Raw genomic sequence first — 24,089 nt, 5'->3', positions numbered from 1 at the left:
CCCCACGGCCGCGCCGCCGCCCGTGCGCCGGCTCGTGCGCGCGGGCGGGTCCGGCGCGGCAGGACGCAGCAGCCCCGCCCGGCACGCGCCGCGGCGGGGCGCCGCTGCCATGATGGCCGCGCGGCTCCGACGGAGGTCGAACATGGCGCGCGAGGGCTCGGGGGGATTGCTGCCGGAGGGTGAATCGCTGCGCCGGGCGCTGCGCTGGCTGGACGAGCGCGCGCGCGAGGAGCCGAAGCTCGATCGCGCCGGCGCGATCGGCGAGGCGGCGCGGCGCTTCGACCTGACGCCGCTCGACGAGGAGTTCCTGATCCGGAGCTGGAAGACGCCGGGAGGCGCCGGCGGTTGAGCCGCCCGCCGCTCAGGCGAGCAGGCGCAGCAGGTCCTCGCGGAGGGCGGCGCGCTCCGGGCCCTCCGGCGCCGCGGCGACGGCGCGCTCCAGCGTGCCGGCGGCGTTCCGGCGGAAGCCCTTCTCCTCGTAGACGCGCGCCAGCGCGCGCAGCGCCGGCAGGTTCGCCGGGCGCAGCTCGACGGCGCGCTCGAGGGCGGTCATCGCCCCGAACGCGTCGCCGGTGGCCGCGAGCGCCCGGCCGAGCTGGAGGTGCGCCTCGGCGCCGAGCGGATCGGCGCGGGCCGCGTCCGCGAGGAGCGCGGCGGCCTCCGCGGTGCGGCCCTCCTCGAGGAGCGCGCGCCCGCGGGCCACGCGCGCGTCGGCCGCGGGCGCGGGCGCGAGCGGCCGCGACGCGCTCGCCTCGCGCGCGGCCGCCACCCGCCGGGCCAGGTCGTCGAGCCGGAACGGCTTCTCGACGTAGTCCACCGCGCCGTAGTTCTCGCGCGCGTCCTCGGCGAAGCGCCAGCCGCGGTAGATGGCGGTCATCATCACCACCGGGACGTTGCGCGTGCGCGGCGACGACCGGAGCCGCCGGCACGCCTCGAACCCGTGCAGCTTCGGCAGCATCGCGTCGAGGAGCACGACGTCCGGGAGCAGGGCGTCCGCCCTCGCCAGCGCCTCCTCGCCGTCGGCGGCGAGCTCCACCGCCCAGCCCTTCGCCTCGAGCGTGCGCTGCACGAGGTGGCGGATCTCCGGCTCGTCGTCCACCACCAGCGCCAGGGGCCGGCCGCCGGCGCGCTCCGGCAACGGCTCCGGCGCGCCCACCTCGATCCGCACGCCCGCGTCCGGCTCGTCCGGCAGGAGGTCGGCGTCGAGCACCTCCACCAGGTCCAGCGGCTCGTCGGCCGGCCCGCCCGCCGGGAACGCCGCCCCCAGCTCCGGCAGCGGGCCGGCGTTGGCGCCACGCCAGGACCGCTCGCCGCGCGCGCGCGCCTCGTACGCGCCCTCGATGGCGCGGTCGAGCGCCGAGCGGACCGCCGCGTACACCGAGACCTCCCGCCCGGTCACGAACCGCAGCTCGGCGACGACGCGGTCGTCGAGCGGGCGCGCCATGGCGAGGTGGATGCGGCCGCCCTCGAGCGAGAGCGGCAGGATGAGGTCCTGCTCGGCCACCGACCGCGGCACCGCCTCGAGCGCGTCGAGGTCCACGGTGGTGCGCGACAGGTCCACCCCGGGGATGCCGAGGCGCTCCGCGAGCGCGGCCGCCAGCGCGCCCTCGTCCACGCCGGACTCCAGCAGCCTCGACGCGAGCGGCAGCGGCCGGTCGCGCCGGTCGTGCAGCGCGGCGTCCACCTGTGCGGCGGTCGCCACGCCGCGCCGGATCAGCAGCTCGCCGATGCGCGGTACCACGCCCCCTCCCCCCGACCCGCAGGGCGGGTCGAGGCGGATTCTAGGCGGCCGCGGGCGCCGGCGACGTCCCACGACGCCGCGTCCCTCGACGCCCCGTCGTGCCGGCGGGGGAGGCGCGCGCGGGAGGGTTCACCCTGCGAGAACCGCTCAGCCCACCGTGTCGGCGTAGGTCATGACGAGGTACATGACGGTCTCGACGTCGGCCCGGCTGCGGTACACGTGCGGCGCGTCGGCCTGGAACACGATCGCGTCCCCGGGCCCGAGCTGCTCCTTGCGGCCGGGGACCTCGATCTCCACCGCGCCCGCGGCGACCACCAGGTTCTCGATGGTCCCGGGGTTGTGCGCGTCGGCGCGCTCCACGCTGCCCGGCGCCATGCGCAGCTCGTAGAACTCGACGCGGCGCGGCTCGTCGAACGGGAACAGCGCCCGCGACGAGTAGGAGCCGTCGTGGCTGCTCAGCACCTTGGCGTGCTCGGCCCGGAGCACGTGCAGGCCGCCCGAGCTGCGGGCGGTGATGAGCGCCGAGAACGGCACGCCCAGCGCCGACGAGATCTTCCAGAGCACGTTGATGGTCGGCGCGCTCTGGCCGAGCTCGATCTGGCCGAGCATGGCGCGCGACACCCCGGAGAGCTTCGAGAGCTTCTCGAGCGACAGGTCGCGCTGGGTGCGCAGCCGGCGGAGGTTCGTCCCGACGACCGGCGTGAGGTCCTTGCCGGCGGGCGCCACCTCGCCCGGCTCGGGGGCGGAGCGGGCGTCGGCCGGCGCCGCGGCCGGACGGCGGGAGCGCTTCTGCGTGTCGCGGGCGGTCTTCATGAACCGATGGTTTTCCGTTACAACGGAGGCGTTGTCAACGCGCTCCGCCAGCGCCGCCGGCCCGTGGCGGCTCACCCTCGTCACCGACCCGGACGACTGCAACCTCGCGTGCGCCATGTGCCCGTGCGGCGCGGCCAGGGCGCGCGGGGAACCGCGCACGCCGCCGCGGCGCATGGCGCCGGCGCTCGCGCTCGGCGTCCTGGAGGAGCGGCGCGGCAGCCCGCTGCGCGAGCTCATCCCCTCCACCATGGGGGAGCCGCTGCTCTGGCCGGCGCTCCCGGACCTGCTCGCGCGCGCGGCGGCGCTCGGCATCCGGGGCAACGTCACCACCAACGGCACCTTCCCCGGCCGCGGCGCCGCCGGCTGGGCGGAGGTCCTCGTGCCGGCCTGCCGCGACGTCAAGGTCTCCTGGAACGGCGCCACCGCCGCGACCGCCGCGGCGGTGATGCCGGGCCTCGACCTCGAGGCCGCGGTCGAAGGGGTCCGGGCCCTGGTGGCCGCGCGCGACCGGCACGCGGCCCGCGGCGGCGCACGCTGCAGCGTCTCGTTCCAGGTGACCGCGCGCGAGGACAACGTGGCGGAGCTGCCCGGCATCGTGCGGCTCGCCGCGCGGCTCGGCGTGGATCGCGTGAAGCTGAACCAGCTCCAGGTGCGCAGCCCCGACCTGGCGCCGCTGTCGCTGCGCCGCAGCCCCGAGGCCATCGCCCGCTGGAACGCCGCCGCGCGGGCGGTGCGCGAGGCGGCCGCGGAGGCGCTCTCGATCCACGGGCGCGCCCCGGCGCTCGAGCACGCGGTGGAGCTGGCGCCGGATCCCGCCGCCCCGGCGCCGCGCGGCCCGTGCCCGTTCGCGGGGCGGGAGGCCTGGATCCACCCCGACGGCCGGCTGGCGCCGTGCCCGCACCCCGCCGCCGCCGCCGGCGAGCTGGGCGACTTCGGGTCGGTGGCCGAGGCGCCGCTCGGAGCGCTGTGGGCGGCGCCGGCGTTCCAGGCGTTCGTCGCGCCCGGACCGGGGGGTCACCCCGTTCACCCCGTGTGCGATGGGTGCGCGTTCCGGCGCCCCGGCGGCGCCTGAGCGCCGGGCGACCGCGTCCGGGGCGTGCACGCGCGTCCCCACGGCGGCGCCGCCTCGGTTAAGGTCGGCGGGTGACCGAGCCGCTCCCCACCGCCATCGCGCTCACCGCCACCGCGCTCCTGCTCGGGCTGAGCGTGCTCTCCTCCCGCACCTCCGGGCGGCTGGGCGTCCCGTTCGCGCTGCTGTTCCTGGCGGTGGGCATCCTGGCCGGCTCGGAGGGCATCGGCGGGATCGCCTTCGCCGACTACCACCTCACCTTCCGGGTGGGCACGGTGGCGCTGGTGCTGATCCTGTTCGAGGGCGGCCTCAGCACCGACGTGCGCGGGTTGCGCCAGATCCTCGCGCCCGCCGCGCTGCTCGCGACCGCCGGGGTGGCCGGCACCGCCGCGCTCACCGCCCTGGGCGCGCGCGCGTTCGGCCTGCCCTGGTCGGAGGCGCTGCTGCTCGGCGCCATCGTCTCCTCCACCGACGCGGCGGCCGTGTTCTCGGCGCTGCGCAACGCCGGGGTGCGGGTGCGTCCGCGCGTGGCGCACCTGCTCGAGGTCGAGTCGGGCGGCAACGACCCGATGGCGGTGATCCTCACGCTCGCGGTGACGCAGGTCCTCGCGTCGGGCGAGCCGGTGCGCTGGACCATCCTGCTGGACATCGCGGTCCAGCTGGCGGTCGGGCTCGCCGCCGGCGTGGCCATCGGGCTGGGCGGGCGCTGGCTCCTGCGCCGCGCCCACCTCGCCGCGAGCGGGCTCTACCCGGTCCTGACGCTGTCGATCGCGCTGTTCGCCTTCGGCGCGCCCACGCTGCTGTGGGGCAGCGGCTTCGTGGCGGTCTACGCGGCGGGCATCACGCTCGGCGCCGGCCAGCTCCCGTACCTGCCCGGCCTGCGCCGCGTGCACGACGCCATGGCCTGGTTCAGCCAGGTGGCGATGTTCCTGCTCCTCGGGCTGCTGGTGTTCCCGTCGCGCGTGGCGGCGGTCGCCGGCCCCGGGCTCGCCATCGGCCTGCTCCTCGCGTTCGTGGCGCGGCCGCTGGTGGTGGGGCTCATGCTGTTGCCGTTCCGGATGCCGGCGCGGGAGGTGATCTTCATCTCCTGGGTCGGCCTGCGCGGCGCGGTGCCCATCATGCTCGCCACCACGCCGGTGCTGGCCGGGCTCCCGTTCGCCGAGCACGTCTTCGACCTGGTCTTCTTCGTGGTGGTGGTGAGCACGGTGGTGCAGGGCTCGACCATCGCCTGGCTCGCGCGGAAGCTCGGCCTGGAGACCGCGGGACCGCCCCCGCCGCGCGCCGTGCTGGAGATCGTGTCCACCCAGCAGCTCGGCGGCGAGGTCGCCTCGTACTACGTCGAGCCGGCGAGCGCCGTCGCCGGCTCCCGCATCTCGGAGCTGCCGTTCCCGGAGGGCTCGACCGTGATGCTGGTGGTCCGCGGCCGCGAGCTGGTGGCGGCGCGCGGGCGGACCGTGCTCCAGCCCGGCGACCACGTCTACGTGTTCGCCCCGCCGGACGAGAAGCCGTTCGTGCAGCTCCTGTTCGGCCGCGAGGAGGAGGGCTGAGCCGGGCCGCGCCGCGCCGTCAGGTGCGCGACGCGCGGATGGCGTCCTCCAGCTCGTTCGGCGGCGGCCGCGCCGCCGGGTCGCGGGGGAAGTGCTCGGCGAGCCGGGCGCCGCACTGGGCGATCGCCTCGACGAAGCCGCTCCCCGGCTCGCCCGCGCGCATCCCGGCCACCAGCGCCGCGACCGCGCGGTCCCAGCCCGCGTCGCCCATCTTCTCGTGGATGCCGCGGTCGCCCAGGATCACGGCCTCGCGCTCGAACAGGGACGCGAACACCAGGACGCCCGTGCCCTCCGCGGTCCGGTGCAGCCCGTTCTCGTGGAACGCGCGCACCGCCCGCGCGCGCACCGCCTGGTCGAGCGCGCGCGCGCCAGCGAGCCGGCGCTCCACCGGATCCCACATCGAGAGCCACGCGCCGAGCAGGCCGGCCGCGAGCTGGAGGAGCGGGAGCTCGGCCAGCGTGACCGGCAGGTGCAGCGCCAGCACCACCCCGGTGGCGATCGCCGCGGCGAGGAGCGCGCCGCGGTAGCGGACCTCCGGGTACGGGTCGCTCTTCTCGACCACCACCGGGACGATCTGCCCGCGCGAGAGCGCCTCGGCGCGCCCGACCGCCTCCGCGATGCGGCGGCGGGCCGCCTCGTCGAACTGCAGCTCGAGCTTCACGCGCGCCTCCTCACCAGCGCCCCGAGGCGCCGCCGCCCGAGAACCCGCCCCCACCGCCGGACCAGCCGCCCCCGCCGCCGCCGAAGCCGCCGCCGCCCCATGGGCCTCCGCCGCCCCAGGGCCCGCCGCCGCCCCACCACAGCGAGCGGCGCCGGCGCGGGCCGAAGCCGGTCAGGACGCGGATCACGAACGCGACCACGAACAGGAGCAGCACGAACAGCGAGGGCACGCGCACCTGCGGCCGGACCGCCCGGCGCGCGTCCACGCCCTGCGGCAGCGCGCCGAGCGCCCCGAGGACCTGCACGCCGGCGTCGTAGAGCCCGTCCCCGTAGCGCTGCTGCCGGAACGCGGGGACGATGACGCCGCGGATGATGCGCGAGGACTGCACGTCGGTGAGGCCACCCTCCAGCCCCCCGCCCACCTCGATGCGCACCTGGCGATCCTCGACCGCGACCGTCACCAGCACGCCGTTGTCCTTGCCGCGGGTCCCGATCTTCCAGGCCTCGGCGACGCGGATGGAGTAGTCCTCGATCGGCTCGCCCTCGAGCGTGCGCACCAGCAGGTACTGGAGCTGCACGCCCTGCCCGCCCTCGGCGCCGCGCGCCGCCCGGGAGAGCGCGGCCAGCCGCGCCTCATCGGCGCGCGAGAGCACGCCGGCCGCGTCCACCACCGGGCCGGTGAGCGGCGGGACGGCCGTCTCGGCGACGGCGGGCGGCGCGGCGAGCGCCGCCGCGAGGACGGCGGCGGCCGCGAGCGCGCGCGCGCGGCGGCCGGCCGGGGCGGCGACCGCCATCAGAACTTCACCGCGGGCGCCTTCTCCGCCCCCTGCGTGGTGGCGGTGAACTGCGCCTTCGGCTGCTTGTGGTACATCATCGAGTTCGTCCAGCTGGTGGGCGGCACGGTCACGAGATCGTTGAACCGCTGCACCTCCTGGATGTAGCGGCGGCGCGCGATCCCGATGCGGTTCTCGGTGCCCTCGAGCTGCGCCTGCAGGTCGCGGAAGTTCTCGTTCGCCTTCAGCTGCGGGTAGTTCTCCGACACCGCGAGCAGCCGCCCCAGCGCCGAGGACAGCGCGCCCTGCGCGCCCTCGAACTTCTTCAGGTTCTCCGGCGTGAGCTGGTCCACCGGGATGCGCACCTGGGTGGCCTGGGCGCGCGCCGCCATCACCGCCTCGAGCGTGCCGCGCTCGTGCGAGGCGTAGCCCTTCACCGTCTCGACCAGGTTGGGCACGAGGTCGGCGCGGCGCTGGTACTGGTTCTCCACCTCCGCCCAGGCCGCGGAGACGGCGTTCTCCGCCTGGGGGATGGACTGGAAGCCGCAGCCTGCGAGCAGCAGGCCGGCCGCGGCGGCGACGACGACGGAGCGCGCGTGAGTCATGCGCCGGAGGCTAGCGCGCTGCGACCGGCGCGAGAAGGACGAATTACCGCAGCCACACCCAGGCCGGGCCTGGGGATCCGCCGGGGGCCAGCTTCACTGCCTGTGGACGGCGAGGACCCGCGCCGGCGGGCACCACACGCCCACCTGGGTGATCCACCCGGCCGGATCCGCCTGGACCGAGCTGGGGCAGGCGCTGCAGGAGGGGGAGCCGGCGTCCGCGAACCGGGCGGTCGCGGGGGACGGGCTCCAGCTCCACTGTGCGTCGCAGTCGCTCCCGTCGCGGAGATCGAACGTCGGCACGGCGGCGCCGGGCGACGCGGGGTCGGCGACCAGCGCCTCGGCGCGGCTGATGAAGTCGGGCGCGACGATCCACGCCTTCACGGTGTCCCCGCACACGCCCAGGGTCACGAACGCGCCGCCGGACCGGCTCACGCAGGCCGCGTTGGGATCCGACACGCAGGCGCCGCTCAGGCACACCTCGCCGCCGGCGCAGGCGTTGCCGCACTCGCCGCAGTGCAGCCGGTCGGTGCGCAGGTCGTAGCAGATGCCGCCGCACGCCTCGAGCGGCGCCGGGCAGGGCTCGGTGTCGAAGCAGCCCGAGACTGCCAGCACCGCCGCGATGACCCCCCACCTCGCCCCGTGCATGTGACCTCCCGCGGCGCCGCCGCGGCCCGAGCCTAGCATCGGACGCCCGGGCCGGCACGCCGCGTGCGGGACCGGGGCGGCGGCCGGCGCGGTGGTAGGCTCCGCGCATGGCGGAGCCGGCCGGCTGGGCGCAGTTCTATCGCGTGGTGAAGCGGATCCCGCGGGGCCGGGTGGCGACCTACGGGCAGGTGGCGCTCGCCGCCGGCAAGCCCGGCGCGGCCCGGCAGGTCGGGTACGCGATGGCGGCGCTGCGCGGGACCCGCCACGCCGTCCCCTGGCAGCGGGTGCTCGGCGCGCGCCCGCGCGGGCGCGCCGGGATCAGCCTGCTCGACCCGATGGGCGCGGCGGTGCAGCGCGCGCTGCTCGAGGCGGAGGGCGTCGGCTTCGACGCGCAGGGGCGCGTGGAGCTGGCGGAGTTCGGCTGGCGCGGTCCCCGCGGCGCGGCGGGCCGCGCTACTCCACCACCCGCACCGGCGGCACCTTCCAGATCTCGGTCGCGTACTCGTGGATCGTCCGGTCGGACGAGAACTTCCCGGCGCGCGCCACGTTGAGGATCGCCTTGCGGGTCCAGCCGTCCGGATCGCGGTAGGCCTGCTCCACCCGCTCCTGGCACGCGCAGTAGGCGGCGAAGTCCGCCAGCACGAGGTACGGGTCCCCGCCGTTGAGGAGCGACTCGACCACCGGCCGGAACAGCCCCGGCTCTCCGGGCGAGAACGTGCCCGAGGACAGCGCGTCGAGCACCTGCTTGATGCGCCGGTCCTTGCGGTACCACTCCCACGGGTCGTAGCCGCCCTTCTTCAGCGCCGCGACCTCCTCCACCGTGAGGCCGAACAGGAAGAAGTTCTCCGCGCCCACCTCCTCGCGGATCTCCACGTTCGCGCCGTCCAGCGTCCCCACCGTGAGCGCGCCGTTCAGCGCGAACTTCATGTTGCCGGTGCCGGACGCCTCCTTGCCGGCGGTGGAGATCTGCTCCGACACCTCGGCGGCCGGGAAGATGCGCTCGGCGAGCGACACCCGGTAGTTGCGCAGGAACGCCACCGCGAGGCGGCCGCGGACGTCCACGTCGCGGTTCACCACGTCGGCCACCGAGCCGACGAGCTTGATGATCCACTTCGCCATCGCGTAGCCCGGCGCCGCCTTGCCGCCGAACAGGTAGCTGCGCGGGTACGGGTCGTAGCCGCGGTCCTCCTTGAGCCGGAGGTACTCGCTCGCCACCCGCAGGATGGCGAGGAGCTGCCGCTTGTACTCGTGGATGCGCTTCACCTGGACGTCGAAGATCGAGTCGAGGTCGAGCGAGATCCCGTTCTCGGCGCGGACGATCTCGGCGAGCCGCTCCTTGTTGTCGCGCTTCACGTCGCGGAACAGGCGGCGGAAGCCCGCGTCCTCGGCGAGCGGCTCGAGGCCGCGGAGCTGGGCGGCGTCGGTCACCCACCCCGGCCCGATGACCTCGGTGATCGACCGCGCCAGCCCGGGGTTCGCCTGGAGCAGCCAGCGCCGCGGCGTCACGCCGTTCGTCTTGTTGTTGAACCGCTCCGGCCAGAGCGCGTGGAAGTCGTGGAACAGCTCGCGCTTCAGCAGCTCGGTGTGGAGCGCGGCCACGCCGTTCACCGAGTGCGAGCCGATCACCGCCAGGTTCGCCATGCGCACCTGCTTGACCGGCCCCTCCTCGATGAGGCTCATGCGCTGCAGCGCCGGCTCGTCCGCCTTGCGCGCGGCGCGCACGCCGTCGAGGAACCGCCGGTTCACCTCGTAGACGATCTCGAGGTGGCGCGGCAGCACCCGGCCGAACAGATCCACCGACCACTTCTCCAGCGCCTCCGGCATGAGCGTGTGGTTGGTGTAGCCGAACGTGCCGCCGCAGATCTCCCACGCCTGGCCCCACTCCAGCCCGTGCTCGTCCACCAGCACCCGCATCAGCTCGGCCACCGCGATGGCCGGGTGCGTGTCGTTCATCTGGATCGCCACCTTGTCCGGGAAGTCGGAGAAGCCCTCGTGCACCTTGAGGTGGCGGTTGACGATGTCGTGGATGGAGCAGCAGACGAAGAAGTACTGCTGCTGGAGCCGCAGCTCCTTGCCCATCACGGTGAGGTCGTTCGGGTACAGGACCTTGGAGATGTTCTCGGAGAGGTCCTTCTCCTCGACGGCCGACAGGTAGTCGCCGGCGTTGAAGTCGGCGAGGTCCAGCTCCTGGGAGGCGCGGGCGCGCCAGAGCCGCAGCGTGTTGACCGTCTGGTTGCCGTGGCCGGTGATGGGCACGTCGTACGGCATGCCCAGCACGTGCCGCGCGTCCACCCAGCGCACCTGCAGCCGGCCCTTCGCGTCCACGCCGTGCTCGGTGCGCCCGTAGAACGAGACCGGCACGCAGGCGTCGCCGCGCGGGATCTCCCAGGCGCTGCCGAAGCGCAGCCACTCCTCCGGGCGCTCCACCTGGTAGCCGTTGCGGATCTCCTGGTCGAAGATGCCGAACTCGTAGCGGATGCCGTAGCCGTACGCGGGGATCGACAGCGTGGCGAGCGAGTCGAGGAAGCAGGCCGCGAGCCGCCCCAGGCCGCCGTTGCCCAGGCCGGCGTCGGGCTCCTGCTCGAGCAGCGCGCTCAGGTCGATGCCGAGATCGCTCAGGGCCGACCGCATGTTGTCGTAGACGCCGAGGTTCAGCAGGTTGTTCTCGAGCGCCTTGCCCATCAGGAACTCGAGCGAGAGGTAGTAGACCCGCTTCGCGTCCACCTTGTAGTAGGTCTGCTGCGTCTGGATCCACCGCCGCATCATCCGGTCGCGCACCGCGTAGGCCACCGCGAAGTAGCGATCGAGCGGCGTGGCGGTGTGCTCGTCCTTGCCCTGCGAGTACTGGAGGTGGTCGGCGAACGCGCGGCGGAGCGCGTCCACGTCCAGCGCCGTGCGGGCGTTGGGCAGGTCGCGCGCGCGCTCGAGCGCGCGCGCCTCCTCGGTGCGGGCGGCGGCGGCTTTCCTCGGTGGGGCCATGCTCCTCCTCAGGGTGCGCACCGGGCGCGGGCGGCGGCCAGGGCGGGCGGCGGGACATCATAGCCGCATCCCCGCCGCGGCGCGGCGGAGCGGCCGGCGCGCCGCGCCGGCCGGGCGCGCGGGCGGGCGCTACCGGCGGAGCGCGCCCGCCAGCTCCTCGTAGAGGTGGATCGCGCTCCGGATGGCCTTCTGGAAGTCGGAGAGCAGCAGGCTCTCGTTCTCCGAGTGCGCGTTGGAGGACGGGTCCTCGACGCCGATGAGCAGCGCCGGGACGCCGCCGAGCGCCTTGGCGAACGGCTCCACGAACCCGATGGACCCGCCGCACCCGATGGCGAGCGCGGGGCGCCCGAACCCCTTCTCCAGCGCCCGGAACGCCGCGTCGAACGCCGGGTGGCCGAGGTCGGTGATCCAGGGCGCGCCGGCGGTGTCCGGCTTGACGGTCACCTCCACGCCCCAGGGCGCGGCCGCGTGGAGCGCCGCCACCAGCTTCTCGCGCACGTCCACCGGGTCCATGTCCGGGACCAGGCGCACGCCGAGGCGCGCCCAGGCCACGTCGTTGATGATGTTGCGCGCGTCCTTGCGCGAGGACGCCTGGATGGCGTTCACCGCCAGCGACGGCTGCCACCAGTTCGTCTCCAGCGGGTGCCGGCCGCCCAGCAGCCGCACGCCGGGCCGCAGCCGGGCCTGCCGCCGGATGTCCTCCTCGGTGACCGGCAGCGCGGCGATGGCGTCGCGCTGCTCGCGGGTGAGCGGGCGGACGCGGTCGTGGATCCCGGGGATGGTGATGCGCCCGTCGTCGTCCACCAGCGCGGCGAGCATCTTGGCGAGCGCCATCGTCGGGTCCGGCACCGGGCCGCCCCACATGCCGGAGTGGACGCTCTGCTCGAGCGCGCGGACCTCCACCTCGAGCACCACCAGGCCGCGGAGCGCCACCGTGATCGACGGCACCCCCGCGTCCACGTTGCCCGTGTCGGTGAGCACCATCGCGTCGGCGTCGAGGCGCGAGCGGTAGCGCGTGAGGAAGGCCGTCAGGTGGTCGGAGCCGATCTCCTCCTCGCCCTCGACCACGATCTTCACGTTGAGCGGCATGCGCCGCGCGCCGCGCACCCAGGAGTCCACCGCCGCCGCGTGCACGATGATGCCGGCCTTGTCGTCGGCGGCGCCGCGGCCCCACAGCCGGCCGTCGCGCTCGGTGGGCTCGAACGGCGGGGTCTTCCAGGCCTCCGCCTCGCCGGCCGGCTGCACGTCGTGGTGCGCGTACAGCAGCAGGGTGGGCGCGGCGGGATCCTCGATGCGCTCGCCGAAGACGTACGGGTGCGCGCCCTCCACCTCGAGCACCTCGACCTTCTCGAAGCCGCGCCGGCGCAGGAGCTCGGCGGTGGCCTCGGCGCTGCGCCGCACCTCGTTCTCCGGGAAGCCCGGGAACGAGACGCTGGGGATGCGGACCAGCCGCTTCAGCTCGTCGAGGTAGTTCGCGGCGTTCTTCTCGTAGTGGGCCAGGGCCAGGCCGACCGGCGTCTCGGGCATCGATGTCACCTCGGGCAGAAGGGTTCCCGCGCCGCGGGCGGGCGAGGGGCGGCCCGGGATATAAGGGCGCATGGCCGGGATCCCTCGACCCCTTCGGGACGGACGGCGCGACACGCTGACGCACGCACTCGGGGTGACGCGCGTCGCCCGCCTGACCGGCCTCGACCGGACCGGGGTGGAGGTGGCGAGCGCGGTGCGCCCGGACGGCCACGTGCTCCAGGTCACGAACGGCAAGGGCGCGACCTTCGAGGACGCAGCGCTCGGCGCGGTGGCCGAGGCGGCCGAGCTGTGGGCGGCGGAGCGCCCCGGCCCCATGCCGCTGGCGTCCGCGGCGGAGCTCCGCGCCCGCCTGGGCGAGGGCGCGGTGATCGGGCCCGGCGCCCTGGCCGGCGGCGGCGCCGATCCGGCCTGGGAGGCGCTGCGCGTCGCCTGGTGCGAGGGCGTGCCGCTCGAGGGCGGCGCGCCGGTGGCGGTGCCGGCGCAGGCCGTGTTCTGCCCTCCCCCCGGCGGCCCGCTGCTCGGGCCGGCGGTGCTGGCCTGGACCTCGAACGGCATGGGCGCGCACCCGGACCCGGACCGCGCCGCGCTGCACGCGCTGCTCGAGGCGGTGGAGCGCGACCAGCTCGCGCGCGCGCTCCCGGACGGATTCACCCGAGGTGAGCTGGCGCGGCGCCTGATCGATCCGCGCTCGCTGCCGGCCGCCGCCCCGCGGGCCGCGGCCCTGGCGGCGTCGCTGGAGGGGCGCGGGCTGCGGATCCACCTGCTCGATCTCACGCCCGCCGGGCGCCGCGCGGGCGGGCTCGGGCTGCCCGTGGCCGGCGCGCTCCTCGGGGATCCGGGAGGGCCCGTGCCGCTCGCGGCCGGGTACGCCTGCCGGCCGGGGCGCGACGAGGCGCTCCTCGCGGCGCTCCTCGAGGGCGCCCAGTCGCGCGCCACCGAGATCCACGGCGCGCGCGAGGACGTGCTGCACGGCGACCGCGGCTCGTCCGCGCCGCTCGCCGCCGCCTGCGCCGCGCTGCGTCCGTCGCGCCGGGCCGCCGCGCTGCCCTCGCTCGCCGCCCCGTCCCCCGCGGCCGCGCTCCGGCGGATCGCCGCCCGGCTCCGCGCGGCCGGGCTCGGCCCGGCGGTGCGCGTCGCGCTCGAGGGCCCGCCCGGCCTTCACGTCGTGAAGATCGTCGCGCCCGGCCTCCTGCTCTCGGAGCTCCTGTGAAGCCCGCCTCCGCGCGCCTGCGCCCCGGCGACGTCGTCGCCTTCCTCGGCCCCTCGCTCCCCGCGGAGGAGGCGCGCCGGCTCGCGCCCTGCCGCGTGCTCCCGCCCGCCCGCGCCGGCGACCTGCTGGCGGTGCTGCCGGCGCGCCCGCTCGCCATCGCGCTGGTGGACGGGCTGTTCGACACGGTGCCGTCGGTGTGGCCGCGCGAGGTGCTGGCCGCGCTGGACGCCGGCGTGGCGGTGTTCGGCGGCGGGAGCATGGGCGCGCTCCGGGCCGCGGAGCTGGCCGCGCACGGGGTCGTCGGCGTGGGCCGCGTGTTCGCCTGGTACCGCGACGGCGTCATCGACGACGACGGCGAGGTGGCGCTGCTGCACGGGCGCGCCGAGGACGGCTTCCGGCCGTTCACGCTGCCGCTGGTCCAGGTGCGCGCCGCGCTGGAGGACGCGCGGGCCTCGGGGGAGATCGGCCCGGCCGCCGCGCGCGGCGTGCTCTCCGCGGCCGGCGCGATCCCCTACACGCACCGCACCTGGCCCGCCGTGCTGGCCCGGACGCGCGTCGGGCCGGCCGAGCGGGCGCGGCTCGCCGAGCGGCTGCCCCGCGCGCCCGACGTGAAGCGCGCCGACGCCGAGGCGTGCCTCCTCGCCGCCGCCGCGTTCGCCCGCGCCCGCCGGCAGGGGGCGCCGCCCCCGCCCCGCCCAGCGGCCGGCCCGCCGCCCGCGCACCTGCGCCGGGCGCGGCTCGCGCGCGCCGCGACGCTGCTCCCCGGCGGCGCCGAGGTGCCCTCCAGCGAGGTGCTGGCCGCGCTCGCCCGCCGGCCCGACGCCCGCCGGCTCGCCGCCGACGGGCTGCGCCGCGCCGCGCTCGCCGCGCTCGCCCGCTCGATGGGGCTCGCCGCCGGCGAGGAGGAGACCGCGGAGGCCGAGCGCGCCTGGCTGCGCCGCGCCGGGGTGCGGCCCGCCGGGCGCGCCGCGTTCCTCGCCGCCTGCGGCCTCGACGACGGCGCCGCGCGCCGGCTCTGCGAGGACCTGGCGCTCGAGGCACGGCTGCTCGGGATGGCCGAGCGGGCCGTGCCCGACGGGCCGTCGTGGGAGGAGGGGCTGGCGCTGGCAGCGCGGCTCGGCGGAGCGTGGCTCGAGGAGGCGCAGCGGCTCGCCGCGCCGCGCGCGAGCCCGCGCCGCCGCGCGAGGACGAGGAGGAGGTCCCCGTGAGCAAGAAGAAGCCGCCGCCCGTGGACGCGCCCGCCGGCCCGTTCAACGCCGCGTTCGAGAAGCTCCGTGCGCGGCTCCCCGAGGACCACGTCGCCCCGCAGGAGCCGGAGCCCGCCCCCGCCCCGCCGCCCGCGGCCACCCCCGCGCCCGGACCCGCGCGCGCCGTGGTGCGCCTCGAGCGCAAGGGCCGCGGCGGCAAGGAGGCGACCGTGGTGGAGAAGCTCGCCCTCGCGCCCGGGCCGCTCGCCGCGTGGGCAGATGCCATGAAGCGCGCCCTCGGCTGCGGCGGCGGCGTGGAGGCCGACGCCATCGTGCTGCAAGGCGACCAGCGCGACCGCGCCGTCGCGTGGCTGGAGCGCCGCGGGGTACGCAAGGTGACCCGAGGCTGAGCGGCCGTTTACTCACGGTGCTGCCGCCTCATCGGGCGACCCGCCCCGTCGTCTCGCCGCGTACGCGTCCATGAACGCGTCCCCGAAGACCCGCCGCGCCTCCGCGAGGTTGTGCCCCCGGCAGCGGATCCGAAGGTTGTCCGCCGTCGAGGCGCCGCCGCGCGCCCGCAGCACGACGTGGTCGAGCTCGAGCTGGTGGGTCGAGCCGCAGGTCTCGCCGGACGGGAGGACGAAGGTGCACCGCCCGCCGTCGCGGGCCCAGACCTCGCGCCGGACATGGGCGGGGATGTGATCCGGCTTCGAGGGACGAACGTTCTTCTGCGGCCGAGCCGTGATCCCCTTGCGCCGCGCGCGGTCGTCGAGAAGCAGGTCCAGCGCCGCCTCGAGGACGTTCTCGCGAGACGCACCCGGCATCGAATGGGAGAGCGCGTCCCGAGCCGCCTCGAGCTTCTTCAGGAAGGCCTTGGAGACGGTGAGGTGCATCCGCGCCTGGTCCGAGTCGAGCCAGTCCACGGAGCTGGGCTTGCCGGCAGGGGTTGCCGCTCGCAGTTCGACAGGCTCACTGCGAGCGGACTCTGGCTCACTGCGAGCCGACTCTGAATGGCCCACGAATTCGACCCGACTGGGTGCATTCAGTTCGGGCGCCCGAAATAGAACCGGCTCCGCAGCAGGTGCGACGACCGCCGGCGGCGCAGAGACCGCCCGCAGCGGCACGACGACCTCGCGCCGCGGCGGGTTCTCCACCGGCCGGATCGAGGCAGCCACCTCCGCCGCATCCCGGCTCGACAGCCCGTAGAACCGCGGCAGGATCTCCGCGCAGGTCTCGGTGGTCACCACCTTCGCCAGCTCGCAGACCGAGGACAGGCACAGCTTGCCGTCCCGGAGCGCCGCCTCCACCGCCGGGTACCGCCGGATGAGCTCCGCCGCCGTCTTGCGGTACTGCGCCGCGCCCGCCGACAGCCCCAGCTCGCGCCGGAGGAACGAGAACAGCGAGGTGTGCCCCCGCTCCCGCCACAGGGCCCGACGGTCGAACTCCGCCAGCGCGACCAGGAACTCCGCCATGGCGTGCCGCTCGGACCGGAGCAGCTCGATGAGACGCTTCGTGAACTCGGTAGCGTTGTCCATGCGCGAAGCATCGCAGGCGAATTTCGCCCATCGTAAAACGCACGACGATCGCCTCAGGCGCGCGAACGCAACCCGGGCCTCGCGCCCCCTCGCGTCGCCCTCCAGCGCCGCAGCGGCGGCCTGCGAACGCAGCAGAGCCCTGCGCCCCAGCCATTCCGAACGCGACCGCCGCTTCCCGCGCGACCCCCGTCAAGCACGCAGAGCGTTCCCGTTGGGCCGCAGTCATTCCCTAACCGTGACCACGCCCCTCCCCCTCCGCCGCCCCGCCACCTTCCCCGCCGCCAACCCCCGACCGCCCCCCGCGCCCCGCGCCCCACCCACGGGCCTCTCGTGAGCCGATCCGCGCCGCCCCGGTTCCGGACCACGCGGCCCCGTCCCCCGACCGCCGCTGCCCCCTCAACAGCCCAGCCGTCAAGAACCGCCCGCTCACCCCGCCTTCGCCCCCGCGCGCAGCTCCTCCCCCCCGAAGAACCCCGCCGCCGCGAACCCGCCCACGAGCTGCACCTCCTCCACCTCGAGCCGCCACAGCGAGAAGTCGAGCGCGAGCAGCCCCCTCGCGCCCGGCACGCGCGCGGCGTACCGCTCGACCGCGCCGTCCTCCTCCGCCGCGCCGACCCGGACCACCCGCCCGACCAGCGTCGCGCGCGCCGCCGTCCGGGGATCGGCCCGCGCCGCCTCCCCGTCGAACACCAGCAACGTGGCCCGCGGGTCCGCCTCCAGGTTCTGCGTGTGCTGCGCCAGCGCCGACAGCAGCAGCAGCGGCTCGCCGCTCGCGGCCACCGCGAACGGCACCAGCGTGCCGTACGGCCAGCCTGCGTGGCGGAGCGACAGCGTGGACAGCACCGCCACCCGCTCCCGGTCCAGCAGCCCCCGGACCGCCTCGATCCCGCCCGCGCGCTCCGCGCCGGCCTGCGCCCGCTCCTCCGCCTCGTGCCCCGCCATGTCCGTCCTCCCGGGCGCCGCGACCGCGCCGCGCCCACACCAGCCGATCGCGCGCCGCCCCGCCGCGCGCCACGCCCGGCCGGGGCCGCGGCGCCGCGCCGCGCGGTCACAGCACGACGAGACCGAGCCGCGCGGCGCGCACGATGGCCTCGGCGCGCGAGCCCGCGCCCAGCTTCCCGAGGATCGCGTTCACGTGGAACTTGGCGGTGTGCTCGGAGATCCCGAGCCGCGCCGCGATGCCCTTGTTGCCGAGCCCCTCCGCCACGAGGGCCAGCACCTCGCGCTCGCGCGGCGTGAGCGGCCCGCCCGCCTCGGCGGCGGGGGCCCGGAGCAGCGCCGCCGCCAGCTCGGGGTCGAGCGCGGTCAGCCCCGCCACCGCGGCGCGCAGCGCGGCGGCGATCGCCTCCGCGCCGGCGCCCCGGTGGAGCACGGCCCGCGCCCCGGCCCGGAGCGCCTCGCCCGCCTGCGCCTCGCCGGCCACCAGCGCCACCGCGGGCAGCCCCGCGGCGAGCACCGCGAGCGCCTCGGCGCCCCCGCCGTCCGCGGCCCCGCGGGGCGTCGGAGGAGCGGGAGGCGCGCCCAGGTCCCAGAGCGCCGCGTCCGCCTCGCGCGCCACGGCCTGCGCCCGCGCCGGCTCCGCCTCGCCGGCGAGCCGGAGCTCGGGCCGCGCGCCGAGCAGCGCCGCGAGGCCTGCCCGCGCCAGCGGATCGGCCGAGACCACCAGCACCCGGAGCGGCTCCATGCGCCGGATCTAACCGCCTGCGGCCGGGCGGGCTCGGGACGCGGGCGCGCGGATCCCATCCGCTCAGCCCGCCCTGCCCATCCGGCCAGGTCGCGCCCTGGCCCTCCCGCCGATGTGCGCCGCGCCCGGGCCGCCTAGCTTCCGGCCATGACCTCCGCGTCCCCCTCCGCCACGCCCCCCCAGGCCGACGTCCTCGCCCAGCTCTCCGCCCGCCTCGCCGCGCTCGCCGCGTCGGCGGCCGCCCACGTCGTCCGCGTGGACGGGCGGCGCCACGCCTCCGCCTCGGGCGTCGTGTGGTCGTCCGACGGCGTGATCGTCACCGCGCACCACGCGCTCGAGCGCGACGAGGGCGTGACGGTCGGGCTGCCGTCGGGCGGCGAGGTCGCCGCGGAGGTGATCGGCCGCGACCCCAGCACCGACCTCGCCGCGCTGCGGGTGCGCGCGCCCGGGCTCGCGCCGCCGGGCTGGGCGGACGCGGACGGCGCCGCGGCCGGGCAGCTCACGCTGGTCGTCACGCGGCCCGGGCGCGGGCCGCGCGCGGAGCTGGGCCTGCTCATGCGCGCCGGCGAGGCGTTCCGCGCGCCGATGGGCGGGCGCATCGATCGCCACCTGGAGCTGGGCGTCCCCCGGCACCCCGGCCTGTCGGGCGGCCTGGTGCTGGGCGCGGACGGCCTCGCGCTCGGCGTCGCGGCGGCCGGGCTGGTGCGCGGCGCGGCGCTGGCGGTGCCCGCGGCCACGCTCGGCCGCGTGGTGACCTCGCTCCTCTCGCACGGCGAGGTGCGCCGCGGCTACCTCGGGCTCGCCACGCAGCCGGTCCCGCTCCCGCCCGCGCTGCGCGCGCGCACCGGCGAGGAGCTGGCGCTGCTCGTGGCGCGGGTCGAGCCGGGCAGCCCGGCGGACCGGGCCGGCGTGCTGCTCGGGGACGCGATCCTCTCGGTGGGCGGCGAGGCGCTCCAGGATCCGGGCGAGCTGCTGGCCCTGCTCTCGGAGGACCGGATCGGCCAGGCGGTGGCGCTGCGCGTGCTGCGCGCCGGCGAGGTGCGGGACGTCGCGGTGACCGTGGGCGTGCGCGGGAGGCGGGCGTGACCGGGCTGCAGGCGCTCTCGCGCGACGTGGCGGACCTGGTGGCCCGCGCCGCCCCGGCGGTGGTGGGCGTCGAGCAGGGCGGCGGCCAGGGCTCCGGCGTGGTGATCGCGCCCGACGGCTGGGTGCTCACGAACGCGCACGTCGCGCGCGGACGCGGCCCGGTCCGCGTCCGGCTCTCCGGCGCGCGGGTGGTGGCGGCGGAGCGCGCCGGCGCCGACGACCGCACCGACGTGGCCGTGCTGCGGGTGGACGCGCGCGATCTCCCCGCGCTGGCGCTCTCCGAGCGGCGGCTCTCGGTGGGCGAGCTGGTGGTGGCCATCGGCAACCCGCTCGGCTTCGAGCGCTCGGTCACGGTGGGCGTGGTCTCGGCGCTGCACCGCAACCTGGCGGCGCCGCGCGGCGCGGTGCTGGAGGGGCTGGTCCAGACCGACGCGTCGATCAACCCGGGCAACTCGGGCGGACCGCTGCTCGACGCGGGCGGCGCGGTGGTCGGGCTCAGCACCGCCATGCTCCCCTGGGCGCACGGGATCGGCTTCGCGGTGCCGGCGCACACCGCCGCGTGGGTGGCCTCGGTGCTGATGCGCGAGGGCGAGGTGCGCCGCCCGTTCCTCGGGATCGCCGCCCGGGGCGAGGACCTGGAGGCGCGCGACGCCACGCTGGCCGGCCACGGGCGCGGGGTGCGGGTGCTCGAGGTGGTGGAGGGCGCGCCCGCCGGCCGGGCCGCGCTCCGGCCCGGCGACCTGCTGGTCGCGGCGAGCGGCAGCCCGGTGCAGACGCTGGACGACCTGCAGCGCGTGCTGGTGCTGGCCCGCGCCGGCGAGATCGACCTCCAGGTGCTGCGCGCCGGCCGCCCGCTGCGGCTCGCCATCCGCCCCGACCCGCCGCGCGCGGCCGCGGCCTGAGCGCGGCCCCGATCGCCGCCGGAGCCGCGGCGGTCCTTCGGGGCGTGACGCCCGCGCGCCGGCGTGGTGAACTGGGAGGCGATGCGCTCCTGGCTCGACGACGTCGGGATGGCCGCGGCCACGCTGCGGGCGAGCCCGCTCCGCTCGCTCCTCACCGCCCTCGGCATCGTCATCGGCACCGCCACGGTGGTGGCGATGATGGCGCTCACCGAGGGGCTGCGGCTGGAGATGACCGGCCAGCTCTCCATGCTCGAGGCGGGCGCGTTCCGGGTGGAGAAGTTCCCGATGGTCACCGTGGGCCACGACGCGTGGCACCGGTACGCGAGCCGCAAGGACATCACCCGCGCGCAGGGGGAGGCGCTCCGCGGCCTGCCCCACGTCGCGTTCGTCTCGATCGAGGAGCAGGGGCGCCGGCCCGAGGCCGTCGCCACGCGGACGCGCGCCACGCGCAACGAGATCGACGTGCTCGGGGTCCTGCCCGACTACGAGTTCACCAACGCGGTCACCGTCGCGAGCGGGCGGTTCCTCTCGCACGCCGACGTGGCGCTGGCGCGCCGGGTGGCGTTCGTGGGCGCGGGCGTCGCCGACGTGCTGTTCCCGGGGGCCGACCCGCTGGGCGCCGAGATCCGGATCCGCGGCGTGCCGTTCGAGGTGGCGGGCGTGGCGGAGCGGATGGGGACGGTGCTCGGGCTCGAGTCGCGCGACGGGTTCGTGGCGGTCCCGTGGACCGCGTACGACGCGGTGCTCGGGCGCGCCCTCGGCACGAACCTCGCGGTCCGCGCCACCCGCGTGGAGGACGTGCCGCAGGCCATGGCCGAGGTGGTCGCGACGCTCCGCCGGGTGCGCGGGCTCGGCCCGCTCGAGGAGAACGACTTCGAGGTCTTCTCGAACGACACCGCCGCGGACCTGTTCGACGGGCTGGCGCGGGTGGTGGGCGCGGCCACGTTCGGCCTGTGCGCGCTCTCGCTGCTGGTGGGCGGCATCGGCGTGATGAACATCATGCTGGTCTCGGTCACCGAGCGGACCCGCGAGATCGGCGTGCGGATGGCGCTGGGGGCGCGGCGCCAGCGGATCCTGGCGCAGTTCCTGGTCGAGTCGCTGGTGCTCGCGCTCGCGGGCGGCGCGATCGGCGTCGCGCTCGGCGGCGGCGTGGCGCTGGTCGCGCGGGAGCTGGACGTCGTGCCGGCGCGGGTGCCGCTCTGGTCGGTGCTGCTGTCGCTCGGCTCCGCCGCGGCGGCCGGCCTGGTCTTCGGCATCTACCCCGCGGCGCGGGCCTCCCGGCTCGATCCCGTCGAGGCGATGCGGGCGGAGTAGCGCGCCCGCCGCGCCACGGCGGCCGGCTCACGGGGGCAGGTACCAGACCACCGGGACGACCACCGGCTGGTCCACCGGCGGGCGGGGATACGGGGCGGCCTTGCGCACGGCGGCGAGCGCGGCGCGGTCGAGCACGCCATGGCCGCTCGACGCGAGGACGCGGACGTCGGCCACGCTCCCGTCGGTGAGGATGGTGAAGCCGACGCGCACCGTCCCGGACCAGCCCATCAGCTCCGCGGCGGCGGGGTACGGGTCGCGGTCGATCTGCGCCTGGAGCTGGCGCAGCACCGCCGACCGGAGCCAGGGCGGGCCCTCCTCGCCCCCGTCCCCGGCCTCCCCGCCCGCGCCGCCGCCGCCCGGGCCGAACCCGTCGCCGGGGACGAACGGACCGTCGCCGACGCCGTCGCCGGTGAACGCCTGCCCCTCGCCCAGCGTGAGCACCTCCTCCGCCTCCAGCGTCACCGGCTCGAGCCCGGCCGCGGGGAGCGCCTCCGGCAGCACGCGCGGCACCGGTACGCCGCGGTGGCCCCCGCCGGAGCGCGCACGCGGCGCCGCCGCCTGCCTCGGCGGAGGGCGTGCGGGCACGGGCTGGCGTGGCGCGCGGAGCGCGGGCGCGCCGGGCAGGAGCACCATCACCGGCGCCGGCGGGGGCCGCGGGCGCGACGGACGCCAGGCCAGCGCGGCCACGAGCGCGGCGTGGGCGGCGAGCGACGCAAGCCCCCAGCCTCCTCGCGCCCTCCCGCCGTCCGCCACCCGCGCCCTCCCGCCCGGCGGCGACGCGCCGCAGCCAGGGCAGGCTCCAGCGCCGTCGCCGTGACGACCAGTGAAGCAGCCGTGTTAGCACGCACGTACCCGGCGTGCCACCTGCCCCGGAGGTCAGGTCGCGGTATACAGACCGCGCATGCAGAGCCCCCGCCGCACCGCGTTCCTCGCCCTCGGGCTGGTCCTCCTCGCCCTGCTGCTCGCCGCCGCGCTGCTGCGGCGTGGCGCGCCGGAAGCGGGCGACGCCGGAGCCGCGCCCGCGCCCGCGCCCGGGGCCCCGGCCGCCGCCGCGCCGCGGCCGCCCGAGGCCCCGCCGCCGGCCGCCCTGCCCATCCGCGTGCCCCCGGCGCCGCCGGCCCCGCCCGACGCCGGGCCGGCCAGCTTCGAGGGGACGGTGGTCGCGGCGGGCACCGGCGCCGGCGTGCCGGGCGCGGAGCTGACCTTCTCGCGCGCGGGCGCGGCCGCCTCGGTCCGGGCCGGGCCCGGCGGCGCGTTCCGCTTCGAGCCGCCGGAGACGGGCCGCTGGTTCCTCGCGGCGGTCACCGCGCCCGGCTTCCTGCCGTTCGCGCCGGAGTGGGGGCACAGCCCCGTCCAGCTCGACGCCGTGGCGGGCCGCCACGTGCGCGGCATCGAGATCCACCTCGCCCCGGCGGCGGAGCTCGAGGGACACGTCGTGGACCGGGACGGCGCGCCGGTGGCGGGCGCGAGCGTCCGGCTGCTCGGCGCGGCGGAGGAGGCCGCGCTGGTGCCGATCGCCGACCGCTTCACCAGCGACGCGCGCGGCGTGTTCCGGTTCGCGGCGCCGGAGGGCGCGGTGCTGGAGGTGCGCAAGGACGGGTATCTCCCCGGGCGCGCCGAGATCGGGCCGCTGGAGCGCGTCAACGGCCGCGTCACCGTGGAGCTGGGCCCGGCGCACCGGCCGCTGGGCGAGCGCGCCCCGGTGTCCGGGCGCGTGGTCGCGAAGGGCGGCGGCCCGGTCGCCGGCGCGCTCGTGACCGCGTCGCCGGAGCGCGTGCTCGGCCTGGACGACGCGCCCACCGCCCAGGCCGTCACCGGGGCCGACGGCCGCTTCGAGCTGCCGCCGCTCGACCCCGGGGCCTACCGCGTGCGGGCCCGGGCCGAGGGCCGCGCCCCCGCCGCGCTGCGCCGGGTGGCGCCCGGCGCGAAGGACCTCCTGCTCGAGCTGGCCGCCGGCGGGCGCCTGCGCGGCTGCGTCCGGTCCGCGGCGGCGGGCTCGCCGGTGGCGCCGTTCACCGTGCTCGTGCTGGAGCGCCGCGGCCCGCTGCGGCTGGTGCCGCAGCGCACGCGCTCGGTCATCGACCCGTCGGGCTGCTACGCGCTCGACGACCTCGCCCCCGGCCCGGCCACGGTGGTGATCACCGCGCCCGGCTACGCGCCGTCCGGCGAGCGCGCGGTCGAGATCCCGGGCGACGGCGGCGTGGCGGTGGTGGACGCGGCGCTGGAGTCCGGCGGCCGGCTCACCGGCGTGGTGCGCGACGACGCCAGCGGCGCGCCCATCGCCGGCGCCCGCCTGTCGGTGGAGGGCGCGCTGCCCAGCGCCGCGGCGTCCACGTTCCCGGTGCTCTCCGAGGCGGTGAGCGCGGCGGACGGGACGTTCGCGCTCGGCGGCCTGCCGGCGCGCTCCTCGATCTTCGTCGCCGCGGCCGGCCACCACGCGCGCGTGCTGGGCGGCGTGCAGGTCGAGCCGGGCGGCACCACCGGGCCGGTCGAGGTGCGGCTCCGGCCCACCGCCGAGGGCGAGGAGCCGCGCGTGGACCTGGCCGGCATCGGCGCGGTGCTGGCGCCCTCGGGCGACGGGCTCGCGGTGGCGCAGGTCATCGCCGGCGGAGGCGCGGCCGAGGTGGGGCTGGGGCGCGGCGACGTGGTGCTGGAGGTGGACGGGCGCCAGGTGACCGAGCTGGGCATGGCCGGCGCGATCGACGCGATCCGCGGACCGGAGGGCACCTCGGTGCTGCTCAAGGTGCGGCGCGGCACCTCGACGTTCGACGTGCGCGTGCCCCGGCGGCTCGTGCGCGGGTGAGATCGCGAC

General features: G+C 77.3%; 23 protein-coding genes. 11 read left to right on the top strand and 12 right to left on the bottom strand.

Going from position 1 to position 24,089, the window contains the following annotated elements; all coding sequences use genetic code 11:
• Positions 1–142: 142 nt before the first annotated feature.
• Entirely contained in the window at positions 143–349 is a 207-nt protein-coding gene (locus ADEH_RS04465) for a hypothetical protein (RefSeq protein WP_041453318.1), read from the top strand.
• A 12-nt stretch (positions 350–361) separates the two neighbouring features.
• On the opposite strand, the gene ADEH_RS04460 is transcribed toward ADEH_RS04465, so the two are convergent.
• Both ADEH_RS04460 and ADEH_RS04455 read right to left on the bottom strand, forming a co-directional pair.
• Entirely contained in the window at positions 362–1,741 is a 1,380-nt protein-coding gene (locus ADEH_RS04460; RefSeq protein ID WP_041453317.1) for a response regulator, read from the bottom strand.
• 147 nt (positions 1,742–1,888) lie between these two features.
• Positions 1,889–2,554, bottom strand: coding sequence for a helix-turn-helix domain-containing protein (locus ADEH_RS04455; RefSeq protein ID WP_232287428.1), 666 nt, complete (start codon positions 2,552–2,554; stop codon positions 1,889–1,891).
• A 31-nt stretch (positions 2,555–2,585) separates the two neighbouring features.
• On the opposite strand from ADEH_RS04455, the gene ADEH_RS04450 reads away from it, so the two are divergent.
• Positions 2,586–3,626: a radical SAM protein gene (locus ADEH_RS04450; RefSeq protein WP_232287427.1), complete on the top strand. Its 1,041-nt coding sequence runs from the start codon at positions 2,586–2,588 to the stop codon at positions 3,624–3,626.
• 71 nt (positions 3,627–3,697) lie between these two features.
• The gene (locus tag ADEH_RS04445) at positions 3,698–5,170 is read left to right on the top strand and encodes a potassium/proton antiporter (RefSeq protein WP_011419928.1); all 1,473 of its coding nucleotides are present in this window, start codon (positions 3,698–3,700) and stop codon (positions 5,168–5,170) included.
• Positions 5,171–5,189: 19 nt separating this feature from the next.
• On the opposite strand, the gene ADEH_RS04440 is transcribed toward ADEH_RS04445, so the two are convergent.
• The 4 genes from ADEH_RS04440 to ADEH_RS04425 all read right to left on the bottom strand — a co-directional run bounded on the left by ADEH_RS04440 (position 5,190) and on the right by ADEH_RS04425 (position 7,853).
• Entirely contained in the window at positions 5,190–5,831 is a 642-nt protein-coding gene (locus tag ADEH_RS04440) for a TPM domain-containing protein (RefSeq protein WP_011419927.1), read from the bottom strand.
• 10 nt (positions 5,832–5,841) lie between these two features.
• Positions 5,842–6,624 carry a TPM domain-containing protein gene (locus ADEH_RS04435; protein WP_011419926.1) on the bottom strand — a complete coding sequence of 261 codons (783 nt, stop codon included), beginning with the start codon at positions 6,622–6,624 and terminating at the stop codon, positions 5,842–5,844.
• Positions 6,624–7,208, bottom strand: coding sequence for a LemA family protein (locus ADEH_RS04430; protein WP_011419925.1), 585 nt, complete (start codon positions 7,206–7,208; stop codon positions 6,624–6,626). Before ADEH_RS04430 ends, ADEH_RS04435 begins: the two co-directional genes overlap by 1 nt.
• 93 nt (positions 7,209–7,301) lie before the next feature.
• Positions 7,302–7,853: a hypothetical protein gene (locus ADEH_RS04425; protein WP_041453316.1), complete on the bottom strand. Its 552-nt coding sequence runs from the start codon at positions 7,851–7,853 to the stop codon at positions 7,302–7,304.
• Between the two features lie 107 nt (positions 7,854–7,960).
• Between ADEH_RS04425 and ADEH_RS22705 the strand changes: the two genes are divergently transcribed.
• Positions 7,961–8,404 (top strand): MGMT family protein, encoded by a 444-nt coding sequence (locus tag ADEH_RS22705; protein ID WP_011419923.1) that lies wholly within the window; start codon positions 7,961–7,963, stop codon positions 8,402–8,404.
• Here ADEH_RS22705 and ADEH_RS04420 read toward each other — a convergent pair.
• Together ADEH_RS04420 and ADEH_RS04415 are read right to left on the bottom strand one after the other, a co-directional pair.
• The gene (locus ADEH_RS04420; protein ID WP_011419922.1) at positions 8,307–10,832 is read right to left on the bottom strand and encodes a glycogen/starch/alpha-glucan phosphorylase; all 2,526 of its coding nucleotides are present in this window, start codon (positions 10,830–10,832) and stop codon (positions 8,307–8,309) included. The two genes, ADEH_RS22705 and ADEH_RS04420, sit on opposite strands and share 98 nt — an antisense overlap.
• 129 nt (positions 10,833–10,961) lie before the next feature.
• Positions 10,962–12,359 carry a M20/M25/M40 family metallo-hydrolase gene (locus ADEH_RS04415; RefSeq protein WP_011419921.1) on the bottom strand — a complete coding sequence of 466 codons (1,398 nt, stop codon included), beginning with the start codon at positions 12,357–12,359 and terminating at the stop codon, positions 10,962–10,964.
• Positions 12,360–12,429: 70 nt separating this feature from the next.
• On the opposite strand from ADEH_RS04415, the gene ADEH_RS04410 reads away from it, so the two are divergent.
• Genes ADEH_RS04410 through ADEH_RS04400 form a run of 3 tightly spaced genes read left to right on the top strand, consistent with a single transcriptional unit; the run spans position 12,430 to position 15,166 of the window.
• Complete coding sequence (locus ADEH_RS04410; protein WP_011419920.1) at positions 12,430–13,569, top strand: YcaO-like family protein; 1,140 nt, start codon at positions 12,430–12,432, stop codon at positions 13,567–13,569.
• Entirely contained in the window at positions 13,566–14,777 is a 1,212-nt protein-coding gene (locus ADEH_RS04405; RefSeq protein ID WP_011419919.1) for a TfuA-like protein, read from the top strand. The genes ADEH_RS04410 and ADEH_RS04405 overlap by 4 nt, the downstream gene beginning before the upstream one ends.
• Positions 14,774–15,166, top strand: a complete 393-nt coding sequence (locus ADEH_RS04400) for a translation initiation factor (protein WP_011419918.1) — start codon at positions 14,774–14,776, stop codon at positions 15,164–15,166. The genes ADEH_RS04405 and ADEH_RS04400 overlap by 4 nt, the downstream gene beginning before the upstream one ends.
• 12 nt (positions 15,167–15,178) lie before the next feature.
• On the opposite strand, the gene ADEH_RS04395 is transcribed toward ADEH_RS04400, so the two are convergent.
• The 3 genes from ADEH_RS04395 to ADEH_RS04385 all read right to left on the bottom strand — a co-directional run bounded on the left by ADEH_RS04395 (position 15,179) and on the right by ADEH_RS04385 (position 17,975).
• Positions 15,179–16,291 (bottom strand): HNH endonuclease, encoded by a 1,113-nt coding sequence (locus tag ADEH_RS04395; RefSeq protein ID WP_011419917.1) that lies wholly within the window; start codon positions 16,289–16,291, stop codon positions 15,179–15,181.
• A gap of 426 nt (positions 16,292–16,717) precedes the next feature.
• Complete coding sequence (locus ADEH_RS04390; RefSeq protein ID WP_011419916.1) at positions 16,718–17,233, bottom strand: pyridoxamine 5'-phosphate oxidase family protein; 516 nt, start codon at positions 17,231–17,233, stop codon at positions 16,718–16,720.
• 106 nt (positions 17,234–17,339) lie between these two features.
• The gene (locus tag ADEH_RS04385; protein WP_011419915.1) at positions 17,340–17,975 is read right to left on the bottom strand and encodes a helix-turn-helix transcriptional regulator; all 636 of its coding nucleotides are present in this window, start codon (positions 17,973–17,975) and stop codon (positions 17,340–17,342) included.
• Positions 17,976–18,122: 147 nt separating this feature from the next.
• Here ADEH_RS04385 and ADEH_RS04380 point away from each other — a divergent pair, with 147 nt between their 5' ends.
• The 3 genes from ADEH_RS04380 to ADEH_RS04370 all read left to right on the top strand — a co-directional run bounded on the left by ADEH_RS04380 (position 18,123) and on the right by ADEH_RS04370 (position 21,277).
• Positions 18,123–19,061: a S1C family serine protease gene (locus tag ADEH_RS04380; protein WP_011419914.1), complete on the top strand. Its 939-nt coding sequence runs from the start codon at positions 18,123–18,125 to the stop codon at positions 19,059–19,061.
• A complete protein-coding gene (locus ADEH_RS04375; protein ID WP_011419913.1) occupies positions 19,058–19,963 on the top strand; it encodes a S1C family serine protease in 906 nt (301 codons plus the stop codon). Before ADEH_RS04380 ends, ADEH_RS04375 begins: the two co-directional genes overlap by 4 nt.
• Positions 19,964–20,044: 81 nt before the next feature.
• Positions 20,045–21,277: an ABC transporter permease gene (locus tag ADEH_RS04370; RefSeq protein ID WP_011419912.1), complete on the top strand. Its 1,233-nt coding sequence runs from the start codon at positions 20,045–20,047 to the stop codon at positions 21,275–21,277.
• Between the two features lie 27 nt (positions 21,278–21,304).
• Here the strand turns inward: ADEH_RS04370 and ADEH_RS04365 are convergent, their stop codons facing one another.
• The gene (locus ADEH_RS04365; RefSeq protein WP_232287426.1) at positions 21,305–21,787 is read right to left on the bottom strand and encodes an energy transducer TonB; all 483 of its coding nucleotides are present in this window, start codon (positions 21,785–21,787) and stop codon (positions 21,305–21,307) included.
• Between the two features lie 391 nt (positions 21,788–22,178).
• Between ADEH_RS04365 and ADEH_RS04360 the strand changes: the two genes are divergently transcribed.
• Entirely contained in the window at positions 22,179–24,080 is a 1,902-nt protein-coding gene (locus ADEH_RS04360; protein WP_011419910.1) for a carboxypeptidase regulatory-like domain-containing protein, read from the top strand.
• Positions 24,081–24,089 lie beyond the last annotated feature (9 nt).

This window comes from Anaeromyxobacter dehalogenans 2CP-C (genome assembly GCF_000013385.1).
In the GTDB taxonomy this organism is placed as follows: domain Bacteria; phylum Myxococcota; class Myxococcia; order Myxococcales; family Anaeromyxobacteraceae; genus Anaeromyxobacter; species Anaeromyxobacter dehalogenans_B.
The sequence above is the reverse complement of the archived record's forward strand: the minus strand, read 5'-3'. Positions and strand labels throughout refer to the sequence as shown.